This is a genomic window from Micromonospora sp. BL4, assembly GCF_003667505.1.
Lineage (GTDB): Bacteria > Actinomycetota > Actinomycetes > Mycobacteriales > Micromonosporaceae > Micromonospora.
Map to the genome: position 1 here is coordinate 28293 of NZ_RCVJ01000166.1, position 21562 is coordinate 49854.

The 21562-nt window shown below is 74.9% G+C and carries 14 protein-coding genes; 4 read left to right on the forward strand and 10 right to left on the reverse strand.

Going from position 1 to position 21562, the window contains the following annotated elements; all coding sequences use genetic code 11:
• From EAD89_RS22290 to EAD89_RS22330, 9 genes are all read right to left on the reverse strand, one after another.
• Complete coding sequence (locus EAD89_RS22290; RefSeq protein ID WP_121677077.1) at nt 1-3531, reverse strand: non-ribosomal peptide synthetase; 3531 nt, start codon at nt 3529-3531, stop codon at nt 1-3.
• Entirely contained in the window at nt 3528-5837 is a 2310-nt protein-coding gene (locus EAD89_RS22295; RefSeq protein ID WP_121677078.1) for a lantibiotic dehydratase, read from the reverse strand. Before EAD89_RS22295 ends, EAD89_RS22290 begins: the two co-directional genes overlap by 4 nt.
• Complete coding sequence (locus EAD89_RS22300) at nt 5834-8899, reverse strand: thioesterase domain-containing protein (RefSeq protein ID WP_121677079.1); 3066 nt, start codon at nt 8897-8899, stop codon at nt 5834-5836. Before EAD89_RS22300 ends, EAD89_RS22295 begins: the two co-directional genes overlap by 4 nt.
• A complete protein-coding gene (locus EAD89_RS22305) occupies nt 8896-12423 on the reverse strand; it encodes an AMP-binding protein (RefSeq protein ID WP_121677080.1) in 3528 nt (1175 codons plus the stop codon). Before EAD89_RS22305 ends, EAD89_RS22300 begins: the two co-directional genes overlap by 4 nt.
• Before the next feature lie 427 nt (nt 12424-12850).
• Nucleotides 12851-13384, reverse strand: coding sequence for a DUF2267 domain-containing protein (locus tag EAD89_RS22310; protein WP_158610766.1), 534 nt, complete (start codon nt 13382-13384; stop codon nt 12851-12853).
• A 42-nt stretch (nt 13385-13426) separates the two neighbouring features.
• Nucleotides 13427-13825, reverse strand: a complete 399-nt coding sequence (locus tag EAD89_RS22315; protein ID WP_121677082.1) for an NUDIX domain-containing protein — start codon at nt 13823-13825, stop codon at nt 13427-13429.
• 43 nt (nt 13826-13868) lie between these two features.
• Entirely contained in the window at nt 13869-15218 is a 1350-nt protein-coding gene (locus EAD89_RS22320) for a hypothetical protein (RefSeq protein WP_121677083.1), read from the reverse strand.
• On the reverse strand, nt 15215-16036 hold the full coding sequence (locus EAD89_RS22325) for a sugar phosphate isomerase/epimerase family protein (RefSeq protein ID WP_121656395.1): 822 nt from the start codon (nt 16034-16036) through the stop codon (nt 15215-15217). The genes EAD89_RS22320 and EAD89_RS22325 overlap by 4 nt, the downstream gene beginning before the upstream one ends.
• The gene (locus EAD89_RS22330; RefSeq protein ID WP_121656394.1) at nt 16036-17073 is read right to left on the reverse strand and encodes a zinc-binding alcohol dehydrogenase; all 1038 of its coding nucleotides are present in this window, start codon (nt 17071-17073) and stop codon (nt 16036-16038) included. Before EAD89_RS22330 ends, EAD89_RS22325 begins: the two co-directional genes overlap by 1 nt.
• A 115-nt stretch (nt 17074-17188) precedes the next feature.
• On the opposite strand from EAD89_RS22330, the gene EAD89_RS22335 reads away from it, so the two are divergent.
• The 4 genes from EAD89_RS22335 (at nt 17189) to EAD89_RS22350 (ending at nt 21120) form a co-directional block, all read left to right on the forward strand.
• Entirely contained in the window at nt 17189-18583 is a 1395-nt protein-coding gene (locus EAD89_RS22335) for an ABC transporter substrate-binding protein (protein ID WP_121677084.1), read from the forward strand.
• Nucleotides 18580-19536, forward strand: a complete 957-nt coding sequence (locus EAD89_RS22340) for a carbohydrate ABC transporter permease (RefSeq protein ID WP_121656392.1) — start codon at nt 18580-18582, stop codon at nt 19534-19536. Before EAD89_RS22335 ends, EAD89_RS22340 begins: the two co-directional genes overlap by 4 nt.
• The gene (locus EAD89_RS22345) at nt 19536-20402 is read left to right on the forward strand and encodes a carbohydrate ABC transporter permease (protein ID WP_121656391.1); all 867 of its coding nucleotides are present in this window, start codon (nt 19536-19538) and stop codon (nt 20400-20402) included. Before EAD89_RS22340 ends, EAD89_RS22345 begins: the two co-directional genes overlap by 1 nt.
• 112 nt (nt 20403-20514) lie before the next feature.
• The gene (locus EAD89_RS22350) at nt 20515-21120 is read left to right on the forward strand and encodes a bifunctional 2-polyprenyl-6-hydroxyphenol methylase/3-demethylubiquinol 3-O-methyltransferase UbiG (protein WP_121677085.1); all 606 of its coding nucleotides are present in this window, start codon (nt 20515-20517) and stop codon (nt 21118-21120) included.
• A gap of 24 nt (nt 21121-21144) precedes the next feature.
• Here EAD89_RS22350 and EAD89_RS22355 read toward each other — a convergent pair.
• The coding region (locus EAD89_RS22355) for a type VII secretion protein EccB (protein ID WP_199733593.1) at nt 21145-21562 on the reverse strand (418 nt) is incomplete at its 5' end.

Here is a 21562-nt window from a genome sequence, read left to right on the forward strand (position 1 = left end):
TCACGCGGTGCCGCCGGGGCGGCGGGGAGGGATACGGCGGGTACGGCTGCGGCGGGCGGCGGCGCGCAGAGCGGCCCGCGCCAGCTCCGGGCGGTCGGCGGCCCCGTCGAGGCTGGCGGCGAGCGCGCGGATGGTGGGGTGGCGGAACAGGTCGAGCATCTTGATGGACCGGCCGGTGGCGGCGGTCAGCCGAGCGTGCACGGCGGCGAGCGCCAGGGAGTGTCCGCCGATGTCGAAGAAGTTGTCGGTCACCCCGACCCGGTCGCGCTCCAGCACCTCCCGCCAGATCCCGGCGATCAGCTCCTCGGTCTCGGTGAGCCCGTGCGGGCCGGCGGGCACCAGTGCCGGCGGGGTACCGGTCGGGTCGCTTCCCGCGACCGTCATCGCGCCGAGCTGCGGCACCCGCACGGTGGGCCGGGGCAGCGCGGCGGCCACCTCGCGGGCCGGCGTGTCCGGTGCGTCGGCCAGCGCACCCACCAGCTCGGCCAGGTCGGCGAGCAGGTCGTCGATGCGTCCGGCGTCGAAGAGGTCCGGGTTGTAGACCACCTCGACGCCGGTGTGGCCGTCGGACTGGACCACGTAGACGGTGATGTCGAACGGTGAGCCCGGCTTGGGCACCGGTACCGGCTCGGCGGTCAGCCCGGTCAGGGTGAGCCGGGGCGGCGCGAAGTTGAGCACGTTGAACAGCACCTGCACCAGCGGCGCGCGGGCGGTGTCCCGGCCGACGCCGAGCGCCTCCACGACGCGTTCCAGGGGCGCGCCCGGGTGGGCGGTGGCCTCGTGCAGCTCGCCGGCGCATCGGTCGACCAACTCGGCGAAGCTCGCCCCGCCGGTGCGGACCCGCACCGGCACGGTGTCGATGAAGAATCCGATCACGTCGTCGAAGGCGGCCAGCCGCCGGTCGGCGACGATCGCGCCGAGCACGTGGTCGTCACCGCCGGTGAGCCGCGCGATCAGCTCACCGAAGGCGGCCAGCAGCACGGCGGCCACCGTCGTGCCGCGCCGCTCGGCCAGCTCCCGGACCGCGCGGTCGGTGTCGGCGGGCAGCCGGACGGCCGCCTCGGCTCCCGCGTAGGTCTGCACCGCCGGACGGGGTCGGTCCCGGGGCAGGTCCAGCACCGTCGGCACGCCGTTCAGGTGCGCCGTCCACCAGGCCAGGTCCGTCTCGCCCCGCAGCCGGTCCCGTTCGGCCCGCCAGACGGCGTAGTCGGCGTAGCGGGCCGGCAGCTCCGGCAGCGTCGGCGGCTCACCGGCGAGCGCGCGGGCGTACCCGGTGGCCAGGTCGTCGTAGCAGACCCGCTCGGACCAGCCGTCGAAGACGGCGTGGTGCCAGGTGGCGGCGAGCACGTGCTCGGCCGGGCCGAGCCGGTAGACGGTCACCTGCCAGGGCGGCCCGGTGGCCAGGTCGAAGGGGTGCGCGGCGCCGGCGGCGAGCATCCGGGCCAGCTCCGCCTCCGGCTCGGCGCTGCCGGTCAGGTCGACCACCGGCACGGCCGCGTCGGTCGGCTCGGCGCAGACCGCGTACGGCACGCCGCCGGTCTGCGGGATCCGCCAGCGCAGCACGTCGTGCCGCTCGGCGACGGCTCGCAGCGCGGCGCCGAGCGCGGCCGTGTCCAGGGGGCCGCGCAGCCGGTGCGCCACGGCGATGTTGTACGGGGCGCTGGACGGCGCGAGCTGGTCGACGAACCACAGCCGGCGTTGCGGCGGGGAGAGCGTGGGCGGGTTGCCGGTGCGCAGCCCGTCGCCGCCGCTCGGCGCGGCGGCCACCCGCTCGACCAGCCGCCCGAAGGTGCGCTGGGTGAACACCGCGCGGGTGTCCACCTGACGGCCCAGCTCGGCGCGGAGCGCGGCGACCAGCCGCATCGCCGCGATGGAGTTGCCACCGGCGGCGAGGAAGTCGGTGTCCGGGTCGGGCGGCACGCCCAGCAGCCGGGTCCACACCCCGGCCACCGCCGCCGCGACCGGATCGGCGGCGGCCGCACCGCCGGTGTCGACCGGGTCGGGCCGCGCGGCGGCGAGGGCGGCCACGGCAAGCGCGCGCAGCGCCGGCCGGTCCAGCTTGCCGCTGGTCGGGCTCACCGGCAGGGCGGCGCGGCGCAGCACCCGGGCCGGCAGCATCGCCGCGGTCAGCCGGCTGCCGGCGTACGCCCGCAGCTCGGCGTCGCCCGGCGCGTCCGCCGGAGTGAGGAATGCGACCAGCTCGGCGCCGGCCGGGCCGGGCACCGCCTCGACGGCGACCCCGGTCACCCCGGGCAGCCCGGCGAGCACCGCCTCCACCTCGCCCAGCTCGATGCGCTGCCCACGGATCTTGACCTGCCGGTCGGCCCGGCCGAGGTAGACGATCCGCCCGTCCGGGCCGTGCCGGACCAGGTCGCCGGTGCGGTACAGCCGCTCGCCGGGTCGGCCGGAGAACGGGTCGGGCACGAACCGCTCGGCGGTCAGCGCCGGGCGGCCCAGGTAGCCGTCGGCCAGCCCCGGTCCGCCGATCAGCAGCTCACCGGTCTCCCCCGGTGGCACCGGGTCCAGCGCACCGTCCACCACGTACGCCCGGTGGTTGGGCAGTGGCCGGCCGATCGGCACCGGCTCGGTCTCGGTGGCGCTCAACGGGCCGCTGACCGCGAGCACCGTCGTCTCGGTGGGGCCGTAGCCGTTGAGGAAGCGACGGCCGGGCGCCCAGCGGGCGGCCAGCGCGGCCGGTACCGCCTCACCGCCGCAGAGCACCGTGCGCCAGGCGGGCAGCTCGGCCGGGTCCAGCATGGCCAGCACGGTGGGCGTGATGAAGCCCCAGTTGACCTCGTGCGCCGCGATGAAGCGGGTCAGCCGGACCGGGTCGGCGCGGTCCTCGGCGCCGAGCAGTTGCACCGTGCCGCCGAGCACCAGCGGCACGAACAGGTCCATGGTGGCCGCGTCGAAGCCGAGCGAGGCGATGCCGAGGCTGCGTACGCCCGCGTCGGCCCCGGTGAGCGTGACCACCCCGGTGACGAACTCGACCACGTTGCGGTGGCTGGTGAGCACCCCCTTGGGTCGACCGGTGGAGCCCGAGGTGAACAGCACGTACGCGGGGTCGCCAGGGGTGGCCGGGCAGGGCACGAGGGGGGCCGGGCCGGGCAGGCCGACCGCCTCGACACCGGGCGCGTCGCCGAACTCCGCCTCGGCGGCGTCACCGACCACGAGGGACACGCCCGCGTCGGCGGCGATCCCGCGCAGCCGCCGACGCGGGCCGCCCGGCTCCAGCGGCACGTAGCAACCGCCGGCCAGCAGCACCCCCAGCACGGTGACGACCAGCTCCGGCCGGCGAGTGCCGCACACCCCCACCCGACTCTGCCGGCCGACGCCCCGCGCGCGCAGCGCGGCGGCCACCCCGGCGGCCCGGGACACCAGCTCGGCGTAGCTGAGCCGGTCGTCCCACTGGCGCACCGCCACCGCGTCGGGGGTGCGGGCGGCCTGCGCGACCACGAGCTCGGCGATCGTCGCGTCCGGCCAGGGCAAGGGCTCACCGGTCACGGCGCTGATGGACAGGATGTCGGTCACCCGTTCCCCCCGGGGTAGCTGCTCGGATCGGTGACGTGCAGACGCAGCTCGCTGACGTAACCGCGGCCCTGCGCATCGGTCACCCAGCTCTCGCCCGGTCCGGGCAGCAGCTCGGTGACGACGACCGCGACGTCCGGCGCGACGCGGGCTGCGGCGTCGGCCATCGCGCACAGCGACTGGGCGTACAGCGGGCCGGTCAGGTCGACGTAGCAGGGCTTGAGCTCGGTGCCGATCTTGACGAACACCCGCTCGGGCAGGCCGAGCCGGGCCCGCCACCGGCGCACCGCGAGGAACCGCTCGCCCTCTCCGGTCACCCCGGCCAGGCCGCTGTCCGCCACGGTGGTCCGCCAGGTGCGGCGGGACACGACCAGCCGGTCGATGGTGATCCTGGGCGTGTGCGGCGCCGGGTCGAGCAGCTTGAAGGCGTCCACCAGCAGCGAGCCGAGCAGGTTGGCGAAGACCTCCACCAGCGGCCAGCGGCTGCCGTCGGGCAGCACCGCCGCCAGCCGATCGCCGGACGGCACCACCCGCACCTCGGTCGCCGGGACCAGCCGGTCCACCTCGCCGCCGCGGGCGGTGTCGATGCCGAGCTGCCGGTCCGCCGGGCCGGTCAGCCCATGCGTGGTGCGGGTCGTGACCCGGGGGAAGCCCTCCGGGTAGAGCACCCGCACCCGGGCCGCACCCAGGTCGGCGTCGAGTCCGGCGCGCAGCGCCGCCGGGTCCGGGTGGAACGGCACGAAGACCGCGCTGTCGAAGGTGGCGGTGGCCGGGTGCAGCTCACCGAGCACGAGCAGGAACTCGCCGCGGTTCAGCGCGGCCAGGTCGATGGCGCTGATCTGCACGTCCGGGCTGTGGATCCGGGCCGACGGCCAGCCCGGGGCGTCCGCCGGGAACACCCGCCGGGCCCGCTCGGCCAGCTCCGTGCCGCGCAGCCGCAGCTCGGGCTGACCGGGCGGCAGCGCGGCCAGACCGAACAGCTCGGCCCAGCGGGCGGTGAAGCCGGCGCCGGCGGCGGCCAGTGGCCCGTCCGGCGCGACCAGCAGCCCCTGGGCCAGCGACCAGACGTCCGCCAGCCGCACCGGCCCGTCGTGGCGCAGGTCCTCGTACAACTCGGCGAGGATCCGTTCGCAGCCGGCGCCGATCTCGGCGGTCAGCCACCGGGCGGCCTGGAGCAGCACGGCCAGCGGCACGGCGAGGGCGTCGAGCACCGCCGCGCCGACGGTGACCGTCAGGTCGCGGGCGGTCTCCTCGTAGACCACGGTGCGGCCGACGTACATCTGACCGGCCTGTCGGGTGGCCGACCGGCCGGTGACCGCGGTGAACTCCTCGTTCAGCGCGGCCAGCGCCGCGCCGAGCCGGTCCGGGTCGCCGGCCGCCGCGGCGACCTCGTCGCGGGCCGCGCAGAGCCGGTCGAAGCCGGCGGTCACCCCGGCGCGCAGCGTCGGATCGCCGATCGCGGCCAGCCGGTCACGCACCACCTGCTCGGCCCGCGGACTGATCGGCAGGCCGGCGTCCCAGGTCAGCAGGCCACGCTCGACCAGCCGATCGAGCAGCAGGAACGCGTCGTCGCTCGTGCGCAGGCCGGCGTCGCCGTCGGCGCGCACCCGCTCGACCAGCCGCACCGCGGGGGTACGCCCGTCGCAGCGGGCCAGCAACCGCGCCTCCGGCGCGGACAACTCCACCGGCGGGTGCAGCGGCCGGTGCAGCAGCCGGCCCACCACGCTCAGGTGCGGCGGCAACGCCGGCGCCCACCAGCGGCGTACGGCCGGGTCGTCGGCGAGCCGGTCGGCGTACGCGATCAGCGCCCACGCCTCGAAGTGGACCTCCCGCCGGGACACCAGTTCCGGTCCTGGCCGCAGCCGGGTCGCCGGGTCGGTGGGGTCGAGGCTGCCCCAGCACACCGGGCCGAAGAACCCGATGGTCTCGGCCTTGCCGCAGTAGCGCTGCCAGTAGCGCAGCACGCTCAGCTCACGCTTGCGCCGCCGCACGTTGCGCGCCGCCGGATCGGTGCGCAGCAGGCCGTCCAGGGCGATCAGCATCTCCGGGTTCTGCCAGGTCACCGCCTCGCGCACCAGCGGGTCGGCGGCGATCCGCCCGGCCGTCGCCGAAGCGTCGGCGAGTGCCACGGCCAGCGCCTTGTCGAACACCTCGGTGGCGACCTCGCCGGCCAGCAGCGCGTCGGCGGCGTCGGCGGCGTCCGGGGCGGCGAACGCGTCCAGCCCGACCGCCGGGAACCCGGCGGTGCGCAGCACCACGTCGCGCCACACCGACCAGCCGGTCTCGCCGAGCGGCAGCCGGTGGCTCATCGGGCCAGCTCCGGCTCGGCGGCGTCCACGATGTGCAGCCGCAGCTCGCTGAAGTAGCGCCGCCCGGCGGCGTCGGGCACCCAGGCGTCGTCCGGGGTGGGCAGCATCTCACTGACCACCAGCGTGACGTCGTCACCGCCGTCGCGGCCTGCCGCCCGCACCATCGTGCAGAACAGGCTGGCGAACGCGGGGCTGCTCAGGTCGACGAAGCACGGCTTGGTCTCGGTGCCGAGCTTGACGTACACCTGCTCGGGCAGGCCGAGCCCGCGCCGCCACTCGCGCACCGCCAGGTAGCGGGCCCGGTCGCCGGTCACCGTCGCCAGGCCGCTCTCCCCCACCGTGGTACGCCAGGTCTGCCGGGCCACCACCAGCCGGTCCAGCGTGATCCGGGGCGTGTACGGCGCGGCGGCGACCAGCTTGAACCCGTCGACGGCGTGGGTGCTGAGCAGGGCGGCGCAGACCTCGGTCAACGGCCAGCGCTGCCCGTCGGCGGCCGTGACGACCAGTCGGCCGGCCTCGTCGTGCACGGTGAGCGCGACGGTGGGCAGCACCCGCTTTTCCTCGGCGCCGGGCGCCGCCGCGAAGGCCAACTGCCGGTCGGTCGGGCCGGCCAGCGACTCGGCGACGCGGCTGGTGCGCCGCGGCCAGTCGGTCGGGTAGAGCAGCCGGATGCGACGCGGACCGAGGTCGGCCGCCAGCGCGGCACGCAGCCGCTCCACGTCGGGGTGCGACGGCGTGACCGCGTAGGTGTCGAACGACGGCCAGGCGGCGTGCAGCTCGCCGAGCACCACGGTGTACTCGCCACGGGCCAGCGCGTCCGCGTCGGCGGCGCAGATCTGCAGGTCGGGGCTGTGCAGCCGGGCGTTGGACCAGTGCGCCGGCAGCGGCGGGAACGCCTCGTCGACGCGGGCGGCCAGGTCCGCCACGTCCAGCCGTACCTCGGTGACGTCCGACGGCTGCTCGGTCAGGCCGAACAGGTCGGCCCAGCGGGCGGCGAACTGCGCGGCGACCGCGTCCACCGGGCGCTCGCCGCTGCCCCAGAACAGGCCCTGCACCAGGAACCACAGGTCGGACAGGGCGACCGGGCCGTCGCCCGCCTCGGCGCGCAACTCGTCGTAGAGCTCGCGGAAGACCGCGTCGTACGCCTGCTCCAGCGCGCCGGTCAGCCAGCGGGCGGCCCGCAGCAGCACGGCCAGCGGCGCCGCCAGCTCGTCCAGCAGCGGCGCGCCGAAGACCACGTCCAGGTCCCGGCTGGTGTCCTCGTAGCAGAGGGTGCGGCCGGCGTACATCTGGCCGGCCCGCCGTTGCGGTGGCTGCCCGGTCAGCTCGGTGAACGTCTCGTCGAGCGCGTCCAGGGCGGTCCGCAGCCGGTCCGGGTCACCGGCCGCCGCGGCGACCGCGTCCCGGGCGGCGCGCAGCCGGTCGAAGCCGGCCTCGGCGGCGGCCCGGCCCGGGGCGTCACCGATGGCGGCGATCCGTTGGCGCAGCACCTCTTCGGCGTGCGGGGTCACCGGCAGCGCGGCGTCCCAGGTGATCAGCTCCCGCTGCACGAGGCGGTCCAGCAGCTCGTACCCGTCCTCGGGTCGGCGCAGCCCGATCGACTCGTCGGCGAGCACGTCACGGGCCGGGCGGCGGCCGTCGACGGCGGCCAGCAGCGCCGCCTCGACCGGGGACAACGGCACCGGGGGCCGGCCCGGTCGGAGCACCTCGCGGCCGGCGAGGCTCAGGTGCGGGGCGAGCCGGGGGGCCCACCACCGGCGCACCGTGGGGTCCGCACCGATCCGCTCGGCGTACGCGGCCAGCGCCCACGACTCGAACCACACCCAGCGCCGGCGGGTCAGCGCCGCGCCCGGGCGCACCTCGGCGGCGGCCGGCAGGTCGGGGTCGATGGTGACCCAGCAGCTCGGCCCGAAGAAGCCGACGGTCTCGTTCTTGCCGCAGTACCGCTGCCAGTACTTCAGCAGCGCGCGTTCCCGTTCCCGCCGGCGCACGTTGCGGGTGGCCTCGGCGCCACCGCGGACCAGCCCGTCCAGGGCGGGCAGGGCACCCCGGTTCTGCCAGGTGACCGCCTCCCGCAGCAGCGGGTCCGCGGCCAGGTCGGACAACTGGCCGGCGCTGGCGAGCACGGCCTCGTCGAATTCCTTGTCGAACTGCTCGACGCCGGCGCCGGTGACCAGCAGCTCGTCGGCGGCCGCGGCCGCCCGTGGTGCGGCCAGCAGGGTCAGCCCGTGGGCCGGAAACCCGGTGCTGCGCAGCAGGGCGTCGCGCCACACCGACCAGCCGGTGTCACCCAGCGGCACCCGGTGCCCGCCCGCCTCCGGGGCGCCTCCGCCGACGGCTGCGCGCAGGTCGGCGCGGATCGTGGCGGCCAGCGCGGGCAGCGCGTCGTGCAGGAAGAAGTGCCCGGCGTCCAGCTCGTGCAGGGTGAAGCTGGCGGTGGTGTGCTCCCGCCAGGCGGCGCTCTGCTGCCGGGTGACCGCCCGGTCGGTGCGACCGCTGAACGCCACGATCGGCACCGGCAGCGGGGCTTCGGGCCGGTAGCGGTAGCCGTCCACCCGGTCGAAGTCCGCGCGCAGCAGCGGCAGCAGCAGCTCGACGAGTTCGGGGTGCTCCAGCAGCCCGGCGGGGAGCCCGCCTCCGGCCTCCAGGCGGCGCAGCAGCTCGGCGTCGTCCACCTGGGACAGTCCGTCGAAGACGCTGGGGGCGTTGACGTGCGGGGCGCGGGCGCCACCGATGTAGAGGCGCAGGGGCAGTGGCCGGCCGGTGCGCCGCAGCTCGCGGACCACCTCGAAGCCGACCCGGCCGCCCATCGAATGCCCGTAGATGGCGTACGGCCGGTCGGCCCGCTCAGCGATGGCCCGGGCCACGTCGGCGATCTGGAATCGCGGGTCCTCGCTGATCCGGTTCTCGCGGCCGGGGAGCTGCACGGGCAGCACCTCGACGTCCGGGCCGAGGCGGTCGGGCCAGTGTCGGAACGCGCTCGCGCCGGCACCGGCGTAGGGCAGGCAGAACAACTGCACCGGTGCCGGGTCGCGGCTGCCGGCGGAGATGAACCAGTTCACCGCACGCCTTTCTGAGGGGGGTCGATCCAGTACCGCTGCCGCTGGAAGGGGTAGGTGGGCAGCGAGGTTCGCCGGATGGTGCCGGCGGGATGCAGGGTGGTGAGGTCGACGTCGTGCCCGGCCACCCAGGCGGCGGCCAGCTCGCGCAGCGGCCCGGGTGTGCCGGTCACCCGCGCGTCGGTGGCCAGCACCTCGTCGAGGGCGGCGACCGCGCCGGCCGGGTCGGTGGCCACCACGGCGGCCCGGTGACGGAACGCGCGTCGGCCCAGCGCCAGCGTCGCGGCCACCTCGGCCAGCGCCGGGGTGGCGCCGGCGAGGTGCCGTCGCAGCCGCGTCAACGCCGCCCGCAGCGCCGCCGGGGTACGCGCCGACACCGGCAGCAGGTGCGCCCCGGCCGGCGGCGGGTCGACCGGCTCGGCCGGCGGGGCCTGCTCCACCACGACGTGCGCGTTGGTGCCGCCCAGCCCGAACGAGCTGACCCCGGCGACCCGGCGCGGCGCGTCCGGCCAGTCGCGCACCTTGGTCGGTACGTAGAAGGGGCCGGCGGTCAGGTCGATCTCCGGGTGTGGACGGGTGAAGTGCAGGTTCGGCGGGATGGTGCCGTGCTGCACGGCGAGCACCGCCTTGATCAGGCCGGCGATGCCGGCGGCGGCGTCGAGGTGACCGATGGCGGTTTTCACCGAGCCGAGCGCGCAGGTCTCGGCCGGGGCGGCGCCCTCGTACACCTCGTGCAGCGCGGCGACCTCGATGGCGTCGCCGAGCGGGGTGCCGCTGCCGTGCGCCTCGATGAAGCGGACCTCGCCCGGGGCGACCTCGGCGGCGGCGAGCGCGCCGGCCACCGCGGCGGCCTGCCCGGCGGGGCCGGGCACGGCGTACCCGGCCCGCTCGGCGCCGTCGTTGGTGACCGCCCAGCCGGGCAGGATGGCGTAGATCCGGTCGCCGTCGGCCTGCGCGTCGGCGAGCCGGCGCAGTGCCACCACTCCGACCCCGGAGCCGAACCCGGCCCCCTGGGCGGCCTCGTCGAAGGCGCGGCAGCGGCCGTCCGGGGAGGCCAGGCCGCCGGGGGTGTGCCGGTGCCGGGGCCAGGTCACGCTCACCCCGCCGGCCAGGGCGAGGTCGCACTGGTAGTCGGCGAGGCTCTGCGCGGCGAGGCAGACCGCCACCAGTGAGCTGGAGCAGGCGCTCTGCACCGCCACCGCCGGCCCGGTCAGCCCCAGCCGGTACGCGACCTGCCCGGGCAGGTGGTCGGCGAGCTGCCGGCCGACCAGCCGGGCCTCCCAGTCGTCCGGGTCGACGTCGCCGACCACGGCCGGGTTGTCCATGAGGTGGAACAGGAAGTAGCGGTTGACGGAGGTGGCGCCGTACACGCCGACCAGGCCCGGGAACCCGGTCGGGTCGTGGCCGGCGTCCTCCAGCGCCTCCCACGCGGTCTCCAGGAACAGCCGGTGCTGCGGGTCGGTACGGGCGGCCTCGCGGTCGCCGAAGGCGAAGAACTCGGCGTCGAAGTCGGCGACCCCGTCGAGGCGGCCGGTGGCCTTGACGTGCCGGGGGTCGGCGCGCAGCCCCGGGCCGATCCCCAGGGCGGCCAGTTCCTCGTCGCTGTGGTCGTGGATGGCGTCCACCCCGGCGCACAGGTTCCACCAGAAGGTGGCCACGTCCGGCGCGCCGGGGAACCGGCCGGCGAGACCGACCACGGCGATCTCGTCGCCGGTGTGCTCACGCGGTCCGACCGGCGCGGTGGACGGACCGGCGGCGGTCGACGGCACGGCGGGCCGGGTCGGCGCCGTGCCGACCACCGGCGGGGTGGCCGGTGCTGGCGGGGTGGCCGCTGCCGGCGGGTCGACCAGCAGGGCCTGGGCGGCGACGGTCGGGTGGTCGAAGAGCCGCAGCAGCGGCACCGCCACACCGAACCGTTCGGCCAGCCGCTGCTGCACCTCGCCGAGCAGCAGGGACTGCCCGCCGATGTCGAAGAAACTGTCGGTGCGACCGACGGCGTCGCGGCCGAGCACGGCGCACCAGATGTCGTGCACGACCCGCTCGGTCGGGGTGGCGGGCCGGTCGCCGGGCGGCACCGCCCGGGACGGGTCCGGCAGCGCCCGTTCGTCGATCTTCCCGCTGGTGGTCAGGGGGAACTCGGCGACCGGCACGACGGCGCGGGGCAACGCGTACTCGGGCAGGTGCCGGGCCAGGGCGGCCCGCAGCGCCGCCGGGTCCACCGGCGGCCCGGCCGGCCGGACGTACGCCAGCAGCTCGCCGTCACGGGCGATGGCGCGTACCTCGGCGATGCCCGGCTCGGCGGCAAGCACCGACTCGATCTCGGTCAGCTCGACGCGGAACCCGCGCACCTTGACCTGTCGGTCCAGCCGCCCGAGGCAGCGCAGGTCGCCGGTGGGCAGCAGCTCGCCCAGGTCACCGGTGCGGTACACCGGCACGCCGTCGGGGTCGTGACCGAACCGGTCGCTGGCTCGGTCCAGGTAGCCGGGGGCGAGGTGCCGGCTCCGCACGACGATCTCGCCGGCCGGCGTCAGGCGCAGCGCGTACCCGGGCAGAGCGGTGCCGATCGGCAGCGGTCCGGTGGCCGCCGGGTCGACGTCGGCCAGCGGCAGCGCGTACCGGGCGACGAAGGTCATCTCGGTGGCCCCGTAGCCGTTGACCAGGACGCAGCCGGGGGCGAAGCGGCCCCGGGCGCGGACGGCGTCGGCGTAGCTGGCCTGCTCACCGCCGAGCAGCACCACCCGGACCCGGTCCAGCCGCTCGACGCCCGGGGTGTCCAACAGGTAGCGGTAGACCGTCGGGGTGGAGTGGTAGACGGTGACGCCGTGGCGGGCCAACTGCTCGACGGCGTACGCCAGGCCGTGCCGGCGCAGGTCGACCGGGACGACGGTGACGCCGGTGAGCAGCGCCGGGTACAGGTCGGGGATGGCCGCGTCGAAGCTGAACGAGGCGAGCAGGCTCAGCCGGTCGTCGGGCCGCAGGTCGAGAAGGGCGATCTGGTTGTCCACCACGTGCGTCAGGTTCCGAAGGCTCTGCCCGACCGCCTTGGGCCGCCCGGTGGAGCCGGAGGTGAACAGCACGTACGCGAGCGCGTCGGCGTCCACCGGCACCGGCCGCAGGGGCGCGGGCCGCACGTCGACGGCCGGTACGACCCGCAGGCCGGGCCGGTCGGCGGCGAGCCGCCGGGCCAGCTCGGTGTGCTCGCCACCGCAGAGCAGGACGGTGACGTCGGCGCCGTCGAGCAGGTGGCGCAGTCGCTGCTCCGGAAAGCCGGGGTCGAGCGGCACGTAGGCGGCGCCGGCGGCGAGCGTGCCGAGGATGGCGGCGATGGTGCCGGCGCCGTGCGCGGTCAGCAGGCCGACCCGGTCACCGGGGCGGACGCCGGCCGCGGCCAGCAGGTCGGCGTGCCCACCGGCCAGGCCGGCGAGGGCAGCGTAGTCGAGCGGGCCGGTGTCGCCGAGGACGGCGGGATGGTCGGGACGAGCGGCGGCGGCATCGCGGAAGCGATGGATCAGCGGCGAGATTCCCATTTCAGGACGCGTGCACCGGTCCACAACAGACGGGCGCGCAGCAATCGACAATCGTTATCATGATCCCCCCCAGGACTTCACAATGGAAGGAGCATAGGGGTCGATGACTGTCGGCAAAGATCATCGATTAGAGTCGAGCCAAAGGGCCGACTCGGGGCTCGGACGAGGGCCGACGAATATCGTCCGATCATCCCTCTGGCGCAACGGGGAATTTTCGCTTAATGCGGCCGTCTGCGGCCAATTTTTCGGCACGGACTTTCTTGCGCGGTGGAATTTCCCGCTCGGCCGAGTGGAGTCGCGCGATCGACAGACCACTCGTCGGATGATCGACACTGGATTCCAAGGGACCCGGCGTCAGGAATACCGCAATTTTCGGCGGCCTGAAGGGGATATCGCCGGTAATGCACGTGTGCGCCGTTCACTTGCCCTACGGATCGGTGGTGGCCGGCGTGACCCCACCGTCGCCGTCCCGCGGTAACCGCGCCACCATCTCGCGGAACTCCCGCACGGTCACCGCCTCCCGCAGGGTCGCGAAGACCGCGCCGGTGCCGGTCCGGGCGGTGGCCGGGTCGACCCCGGCGCGCTGCCCCACCCGACGAAGGAACTCCGCCGGCCCGGCGTCCGGCGTCGGCGAGGCCGCGGCCGTGCCGCCGAGGTCCAGGCCCACGCCGGTGTCCAAACCGGCGCCGCTGTCCGGGCCGGCGACGCCGCTGTCCGGGCCGGCGACGCCGCTGTCCGGGCCGGCGTTCCCGGTCGGCGGTGCCGGGTCGGTCAGGTAGCCGTCGAGGTCGTCCGGGAGGTGCCCGGCGAGGGGGTCGGGCGGACCACCGCTCACCCGTTCGGCCATCGTCTGGAGCACGGCGCGGGCGACGGCGGCGGCCTGCCCGGTCGGCAGGCCGGACCGCCGGGACACCGCGTCGATGAAGTGTGGGAACTGCCCGCCGCCCGCCCTGTCGGTCACGCCCGGGCGCTTACCCCCGGCCGGTGCCGGCAAACTGCGCCGTCACCGCAGCAGGTCGGCCGCCGACAGATGGTCGAAGATGAGCTGGTCGACCGGGGAGGTGCGGTGCCGGTCGGCGTACCCGAGCCAGGCCAGCTCGGCGATCTCGTTGGCCGGCCTCAGCTCGCCGTCGTGCGTGGCGCGGTAGCAGGTCATGCGTACCGTCGTGCCGGCGGCGTGACCGTGCGCCTGGGCGGTGAACGTGCCGACGTGCACGGCGCCGGCGACGTCCACCGTGACACTCAACTCCTCGGCGATCTCCCGGCGCAGCGTGTCCAGGTCGGTCTCACCGGGCTCCCGCTTGCCGCCCGGCAGGTACCAGACATCCTTGCCTCGGGATCGGGTGCTCAACACCCGTCCGTCCTCGATGAGGATCCAGGCCACCTTGTCGATCTCGGGCACGATGCTCCTCCGCGTCCGTGGGCAGAGAACACCGTACGCCCGCTCAGTCCGGCGGAATCCCGGCGTCCTCGGCCAACAGGTCGAGCAGCAGCGCGGCTGTCCAGCCGAACGCCGGCGAGCCCAGCCCGGCGCCGGTGTCCGGATGGAAGTACTCGTGGCATCCGGCCCCGGCGACCAGCCCGATCATGGATCGGCGCAGGCCGGCGGCCAACTCCGGGTGTCCGTGCGCGAGCAACCCACGCCGCACCAGCCAGCCGACGTTCAGCCAGCTCGGCCCGCGCCAGTACCGCACCGGCTCGAAATCCGGAGCGGTCCGGTCGTGGCTGGGCAGCGGCCGGTCCATCCGCCGGGCCACCCCGAAGCGCGCCGACCGGGCCTCGACGACCAACGCGTCCACCTGTCGGGCCGGCAGGTCGGGCAGGATCAGCGGCGCCAGACCCAGCACGGTGCGGGCCGGGACCAGCCGGTCGGTGCGCAGGTCGCGGGGGGCGAAGGTGCCGGTGGCCGGGTCGTACAGCCGGCGCACCAGGGCCTCGGTGATCCGGGCCGCGCGGGCCCGGTGCGGGCCGGGGTCTGCGCCGACCAGCACGGCGATCTCGGCCAGCGCGTGTTCGGCCGCACCGAACGCCGCGTTGAACAGCGGGCACTCCACCAGGAACGGGTGGTCGTCGGCCAGGCCCCGGTCGCGGTAGCCGCGGTCCCGGTAGGAGGCGACGAGCGCCAGGTAGCGCGCGTAGTCCAGGTCCGTGGGGCGGTGCGCGGCGTCGGCGTGCGCCGTGTCGTGTCGGCGGTACGCGCGCATCACCGTCGCCTCGGCCGGCACCGCCGCCATCGGCTCGTCCCAGGCCGGGCTGTTGTCCAGTCCGGACTCCCACGGGTGCACGACGCAGGCCAACCCGTCGCCGGTCAGGTCCCGCCGCTCGGCCAGGTAGCGCTGCTGGGCGACCAACGCCGGATAGAGACGGCGCAGCGCGTCCAGGTCGGGCGCCCGCCGGTACGCGAGCCACACGGCGAGCGCGTGCACCGGCGGTTGGACCAGGCCGGAGGTGTCGACGGCCGGAACGCCCTCGGCGATCGCCGAGCGCCACAGCTCCGGCCCCGGAAAGTACGCGCCGACCCGGAGCGCCGGGTTGAACACGATGTGCGGCACCCGACCGTCGGCCCACTGCGCCCGGAACAGGCTCGCCAGCTCCCGCCAGGCCCGCTCGGGACGGACCTGGGCCAGCCCGATGGCGATGAACGCCGAGTCCCAGCTCCACTGGTGCGGGTAGAGCGTGCGCGAGGGCACGGTGTGGTCGTGCTCCCAGTTGGCGTCGAGGGTGGCGATCGCGAGTCGGCGCAGGCCGGCGAGGTCGGCCGGCCCGCCGGTGCGGGCCGGGGCGCCGGCGGTCATGCCGCGGCCCGCCGGGGCAGCGCGTGTCGCAGCACCGTGGCGGCCTGCGCGAGGGCGCGGACCGGGTCGCCGCGCAGCCGGCACTCCAGCGCCAGCCATCCCCGGTAGTCCAGCTCCAGCAGGGTACGCACCAGCGCCGGCCAGTTGAGGTGCCCGGCACCGGGCTGGTACCGGTTGGAGTCGCTGACCTGCACGTGCCCGAGGTATGGCGCGGCGGCGCGCAGCGCCCGGTGCACGTCGTCCTCCTCGATGTTCATGTGGAAGGTGTCCGCGACCACCCGCACCGACGGCAGCCCGACCGCCGCGCAGAGCGCCACCGCCTCGTCGAGTCGGTTGACCATGTGGTCCTCGTACCGGTTGAGGGGTTCCAGGAAGAGGGTGACCCCCTCGGCACGGGCGTGCTCGCCCAGCTCGCTGAGGGCGTCGAGGAGCACCCGTCGGTCGCCGGTCGGCGGGCGCGGCGGCTCGAACGGCGGCAGCCGCCGGGAGAACATCCCCCACGACGCCGGCGTCATCGCCCCGACGCCGCCCAGCTCGGCGATCACCGAGAGCTGGGAGCGCAGGTTGCGCACCGCGTCAGCGGCCCGGGTCGCGTCGAAGTCGCCGATGAAGTGGTCCATCTCGACGCAGACGGTGGGCATCACCACCCCGGCGGCGCGGGCCCGGCGCAGCTCGGGCAGCCGGCGGGCGAACGCGAGGTCGCCGCGCCCGCGCAGTTCGATGCCCTGGTAGCCGAGGGCGGTCGCGAGGGCGTACTTCTGGATCAGGTCGGTGCCCGGCAGGAGTTGTTCCTGGCAGGCCAGCGCGATGGTGGTCATCAGAACCTCAACACCACTTGGAGGACGTCACCGGCGCCGCGGTCGAGCAGCGCGAGGGCGTCGGCGACGGCGCTGGCGTCGACGATGTGGCTGACCAGCGGCAACGGGTCGACGCTGTGCTCAGCCACCAACTCCATGAAGGTCTGCGCCACCCGGTCGCCGGTCCACCGGCCGGCCATGCTCGGCGCGGGGGTGGGGCCGGAGACCTGGGCGGCCACCAACTGGATGCGGTTGTGGTGGAACTCCTCGCCGAGGCCGAGCCCGTCGGCCTGGCCCTGGTAGAAGCCGGCGGCCACGACCCGGCCGGCGTGTGCGGTGGACCGGATGGCCTCGTGCAGCGCCGGGTACGCCCCGGACAGCTCCAGGCAGACGTCCGCGCCCCGGCCGTCGGTGGCCTGGCGCAGCACGGCGGCGGCGGACTCGGCGCCGGCGTCCACGATCGACCGGGCGCCGTAGCGGGCGGCGTGCTCCAGCCGGTCGGGCACCCGGTCGACCGCCACCACCCGGGCGCCCGAGAGCACCGCGAGCCGGGTGGCGAGCAGCCCGATGACGCCCTGCCCGAAGACACCGACCCAGTCGCCGAGGTGCAGGTCGCCGGCGAGCACGGCGGTCAGCGCGATGGCGCCCGGACGGGCGAAGACCGCGGCGAGCGGATCCAGGCCGGTGGGCAACGGGCAAACCGCCCCGGCGGCCAGCACGGCCTCGGCGCGGTGCCCCCAGATGCCCCAGACCATCTGCCCCGGGTGCCGATCGGTGACCTCCGGGGCCACCTCGACGACCTCGCCGACCTCCTCGTAGCCGAAGCCGATCAGCGGATAGGGCACCGGGGTCTGCCGGGGCACGAACATGCGCGCGGCGTCGTCCCAGTCCTTGCTGAGTCGTGGATTGCTGCCCCGGTAGAGGGTGAGCTCGGTGCCGGCCGAGATGCCGGAGTAGCAGGTGCGGACCCGTACCTGGCCGGGACCGAGCGGATCCGGTCGGCAGGGCTCGAGGCTGATCCGTCGGGGCCCGGCGAGAGAGACAACCCAGTTGACCATGAGTCACATCCCGGTAGCACTGGGCTCCAGGATAGCAAAAAATCGCTATATGTCTTGTCATTGATCAATCGAGGGCGTTGAATCCGTCATGTACCCTTCGAGAGGAGTGCCACCGATGTCAGCACCTCCGATGCGGATCCTCGCGACCACCCTGATCATGGCACTGGCCGGGTCCACCCTGCTGGCCTGCGGCGATGATAAGCCGGAAAGCGACAGTAAGAAGATCACCGTGTGGAGCCTGGAGGACGTGGCCGATCGGGTCACCGCCACCAAGGCGATCATCGCCGACTTCACCGCGAAGACCGGGATCCAGGTCGACCTCGTGACCGTCAACGAGGACCAGTTCCCCTCCCTGATCGCTGCCAACGCCGCCGCGGGCGACCTGCCCGACGTCGTCGGCTCGGTCTCCCTGGCCGGCATCCGTACGCTCGCCGGCAACGAACTGCTGCACGCCTCGGCCAACACCGAGATCGTCGACACGCTCGGCAAGCAGACCTTCTCCCCCCGCGCGCTGGAGCTCACCTCCGACGACGGCAAGCAGCTCTCCGTGCCCAGCGACGGCTGGGGTCAGCTGCTCGTCTACCGCAAGGACCTCTTCGACGCCGCCGGCCTGCCCGCCCCCGACACGTACGAGCGGATCACCGCCGCCGCGGCGAGGCTGAACACCGGCGGCGTCGCCGGGATCACCGCGGCGACGTCCCCCAGCGACGTGTTCACCCAGCAGACCTTCGAGCACCTGGCGCTGGCCAACGGCTGCCAGCTCACCGACGACGCCGGCAAGGTCACCCTGGACTCGCCGCAGTGCGTCGAGGCGTTCCGCTTCTACGGCGACCTGATCCGCAACAGCTCGGTCAAGGGCGCACAGGACGTCGACACGACCCGGGCCACCTACTTCGCCGGCAAGGCGGCCATGGTGGTCTGGTCGCCCTTCATCCTCGACGAGCTGGCCGGGCTGCGCAACGACGCCAAGCCGACCTGCCCGCAGTGCCAGGCCGACCCGACGTTCCTGGCGAAGAACAGCGGCTTCGTCACCGCGATCAAGGGCCCGAACGGCACCGAGCCCGCCCAGTACGGCGAGATCAGCTCGTGGGCGGTGCTCGACGGCGCCGCGACCAACTCGGCGAAGTCCTTCGTGGAGTACATGCTCGGCGACGGCTACCCGCGCTGGTTCGGCATGTCGCCCGAGGGCCGCTTCCCGGTGCGCAAGGGCACCCCGGCCGAGCCCGAGGCGTACCTGACCGCCTGGAACACCAGCCAGGCCGGCGTGGACGCGAAGAAGCCCCTCGCCGACGTGTACGGCGACGAGGTGCTGGCCACGCTGCGCCGCAGCCCGGACACCTTCCAACGCTGGGGGCTCAGCCAGGGGCAGGGCAAGCTGGTCGGCGCCATGCTCGGCGAGCTGCCGGTGCCCAAGGCGATGAGCGACCTCATCTCCGGCAAGTCCGACGCGGCGGCCACCGCCGCGCGAGCCAAGAAGGACGTCGACGCCATCAAGGCGGGCGTCAATTGACCACCACCGCGCCCGGGCCGGGCCGCTCCCCCACCCGGGAGCGGCCGGCGCCGGCCCGTCGCCGACCGCTGACCCTGCGGCGTCGCGAGTCCCGCGCCGGGCTCGCGCTGGTCGCCCCCACCCTGCTCGTCACCATCGCGGTCATCGGCATCCCGATCGTCTGGACGGTGGTGCTCGCCTTCCAGCGGGTCCGGCTCGCCACGCTGCGCAAGACCGGGCTGTTCGGCGAGTTCACCATGGACAACATCGACCGGGTGCTGCACACCCCCGGCTTCGCCAGCACCCTGTGGACCACCCTGGTCTACAGCCTCGGCGGCACCGTCGGGTCGATCCTGCTGGGCCTGGTCGCCGCCCTGGTGGTCCGCCGGCCGTTCCGCGGTCGGACCCTGGTCCGGGCGTCCATGCTGCTGCCGTACGTAGCGCCGGTGGTCGCGGTGACCTTCGTCTGGCAGGTGATGCTCGACCCGCAGCTCGGCATCGTCAACGACTGGGGTCAGCGGCTGCTCGGCTGGGACGCCCCGGTGCCGTTCCTGTCCCAGGAGTCCACCGCGCTGGCCACGGTGATCGTGTTCGAGGCGTGGCGGTACTTCCCGTTCGCGTTCCTGTTCCTGCTGGCCCGGCTCCAGGCGGTGCCCGGCGAACTGGAGGAGGCCGCCCGGGTCGACGGCGCCACCCCCACCCAGCGGTTCCGGCACATCCTGCTGCCGCAACTGCTTCCGGTGATCGCCCTGCTGGGCGTGCTGCGCTTCATCATGACCTTCAACAAGTTCGACGACGTCTACCTGCTCACCGGCGGGGCGGCCGGCACCGAGGTGGTCAGCGTGCGGGTGTACGAGTTCCTCACCGCGCGGACCGACATCGGCGCCGCCGCCGCGCAGGCGGTCGTGCTGGCCGTGGTGCTGATCGTGTTCGTGCTGATCTACCTGCGCTTCTTCGGACGGAGGGTCGGCTGATGGACCGGGACGTCGTCGAGACGGTGAGCCTGCGCTGGCTGCGCCGCCTGGTGATCGCCGCGTTCCTGGTGGTCACCGTCTTCCCCTTCTACTACATGCTGATGCTGTCGGTGCGCCCCATCGAGCGGCTGCTGCTCGACCCCGGCTCACTGGTGGTCGGCTTCGGCGAGCTGACCGTCGCCACGTACGCCGAGGTGCTCAAGGCCACCGCCGACGGCGGCCAGGGGTTCCTCACCTTCATCCGCAACAGCGGCCTGGTCGCCGTCGCGGCGACCGTGCTCACCCTGGTGGTGGCGATCCCCGGGGCGTACGCGGTGGCCCGGCTGCGGTTCTTCGGCCGGCGGCAGGTCGACTTCCTGTTCCTGGCGGTCTACCTGTTCCCCTCGATCGTCATCGCGATCCCACTGTTCGTGGTCTTCACGCGGGCCGGGCTGCGCGGCTCACTGTTCGGTCTGGTGCTCGTCTACATCTCGCAGACGCTGCCGGTCTCGGTCTACATGTTGAAGAACTACTTCGAGACGATCCCGGTCAGCCTGGAGGAGTCCGCCGCGATCGACGGCGCCGGTCGGCTCGGGATCATCCGCCGGGTCAGCCTGCCGCTGGCCATGCCGTCGATCATGGCGGTCGCGCTCTACGACTTCATGATCGCGTGGAACGAGTTCCTGTTCGCGTTGCTGTTCCTGGTCGACAAACCCGACCGGTGGACGGTGTCACTCGGCCTGTCCCTGCTCGCCGACGGTGTGGAGGTGCCCAAGACGGTGCTGATGGCCGGGTCGGTCGTCCTCACCCTGCCCATCGTGATTCTCTTCTTCGCCAGCGAGCGCCTGCTCACCGAGGGGCTGACCAGCGGCGCGGAGAAGGGCTGAGCAGACCTGGCGTCATCGGCCGGCGCAAACGCCGGCCGATGACGCGGGTGACCCGGGTCCCGCTCCCCCGGGTCACCCGTCACGTCCCCGCCGGCCCGGTTACGGTGGCGACATGGCCAACCCGACCCGCTGGGCGACCGATACGGGACCCGAGCACTCGCAGTGGTACATCGACCGGTTCCGGAAGCTCGCGGCCGAGGGAGCGGACCTGGCGGGCGAGGCCCGGCTGGTGGACGCCATGGTGCCGCCCGGCTCCCGGATCCTCGACGCCGGCAGCGGCACCGGCCGGGTGGGCGCGGCGCTGGCCGCGCGCGGGCACACCGTGGTGGGCGTGGACGCCGACCCCGCGCTGGTGGCCGCCGCCCGCACCGACTACCCCGGCCCGCGCTGGCTGGTCGCCGACCTGGCCGAACTGGACCTGCCGGCGCTCGGTGAGCCCGAGCCCTTCGACGCCGCGGTGCTGGCCGGCAACGTGCTCGCCTTCGTCGCCGCCGGCACCGAGCCGGAGGTGCTGCGCCGGCTCGCCGGGCACCTGCGCCCGGACGGCGTGCTGGCGGTGGGCTTCGGCACCGATCGCGGCTATCCGCTGACCGCCTTCGACGCGGACGCGGTGGCCGCCGGCCTGCGCCTGGAGCATCGCTTCGCCACCTGGGACCTGCGCCCGTGGCGGGACGACGCCGACTTCGCGGTCACCATCCTGCGTCGCCCGGCCGCCTGATGCCCGCGGTCCTCCGCCGGCCGTTCAGGCGGGGGCGGCGACGGCCCGCGCGGCGGCCGGGTCCAGGGTCGCGCCGGCCGGCACCAGGCTGACCAGACCCGCCGGCAGCCGCAGGGGGCGCACGTTGGCGTAGCCGAGCATCGCGAGCACGTCCCGGTCGGCCAGCACGTACCGCCGGCCCAGGTCGGTGACCACGGAGAGCGCGCCGCCGGACGCGCCGGGCGCCGCCGCCGCCTCGACCACCGCGCCGCGGCCCGGCTCCACCACCACGTGGTCGGCCAGGACGGCGCCGCCGGCCGGCGCGGTCCGCGGCACGGCGGCCAGCTCCGGCAGCGGTACGCCCCAGCGCACCTCCCCGGCCCCGCCGTCGTCGTCGACCCGGTTGCAGAACGCCCCGCCGTCGCCGGCCGCGAGCCGGGGCGGGGCCGGGGAGGTGCGCTGG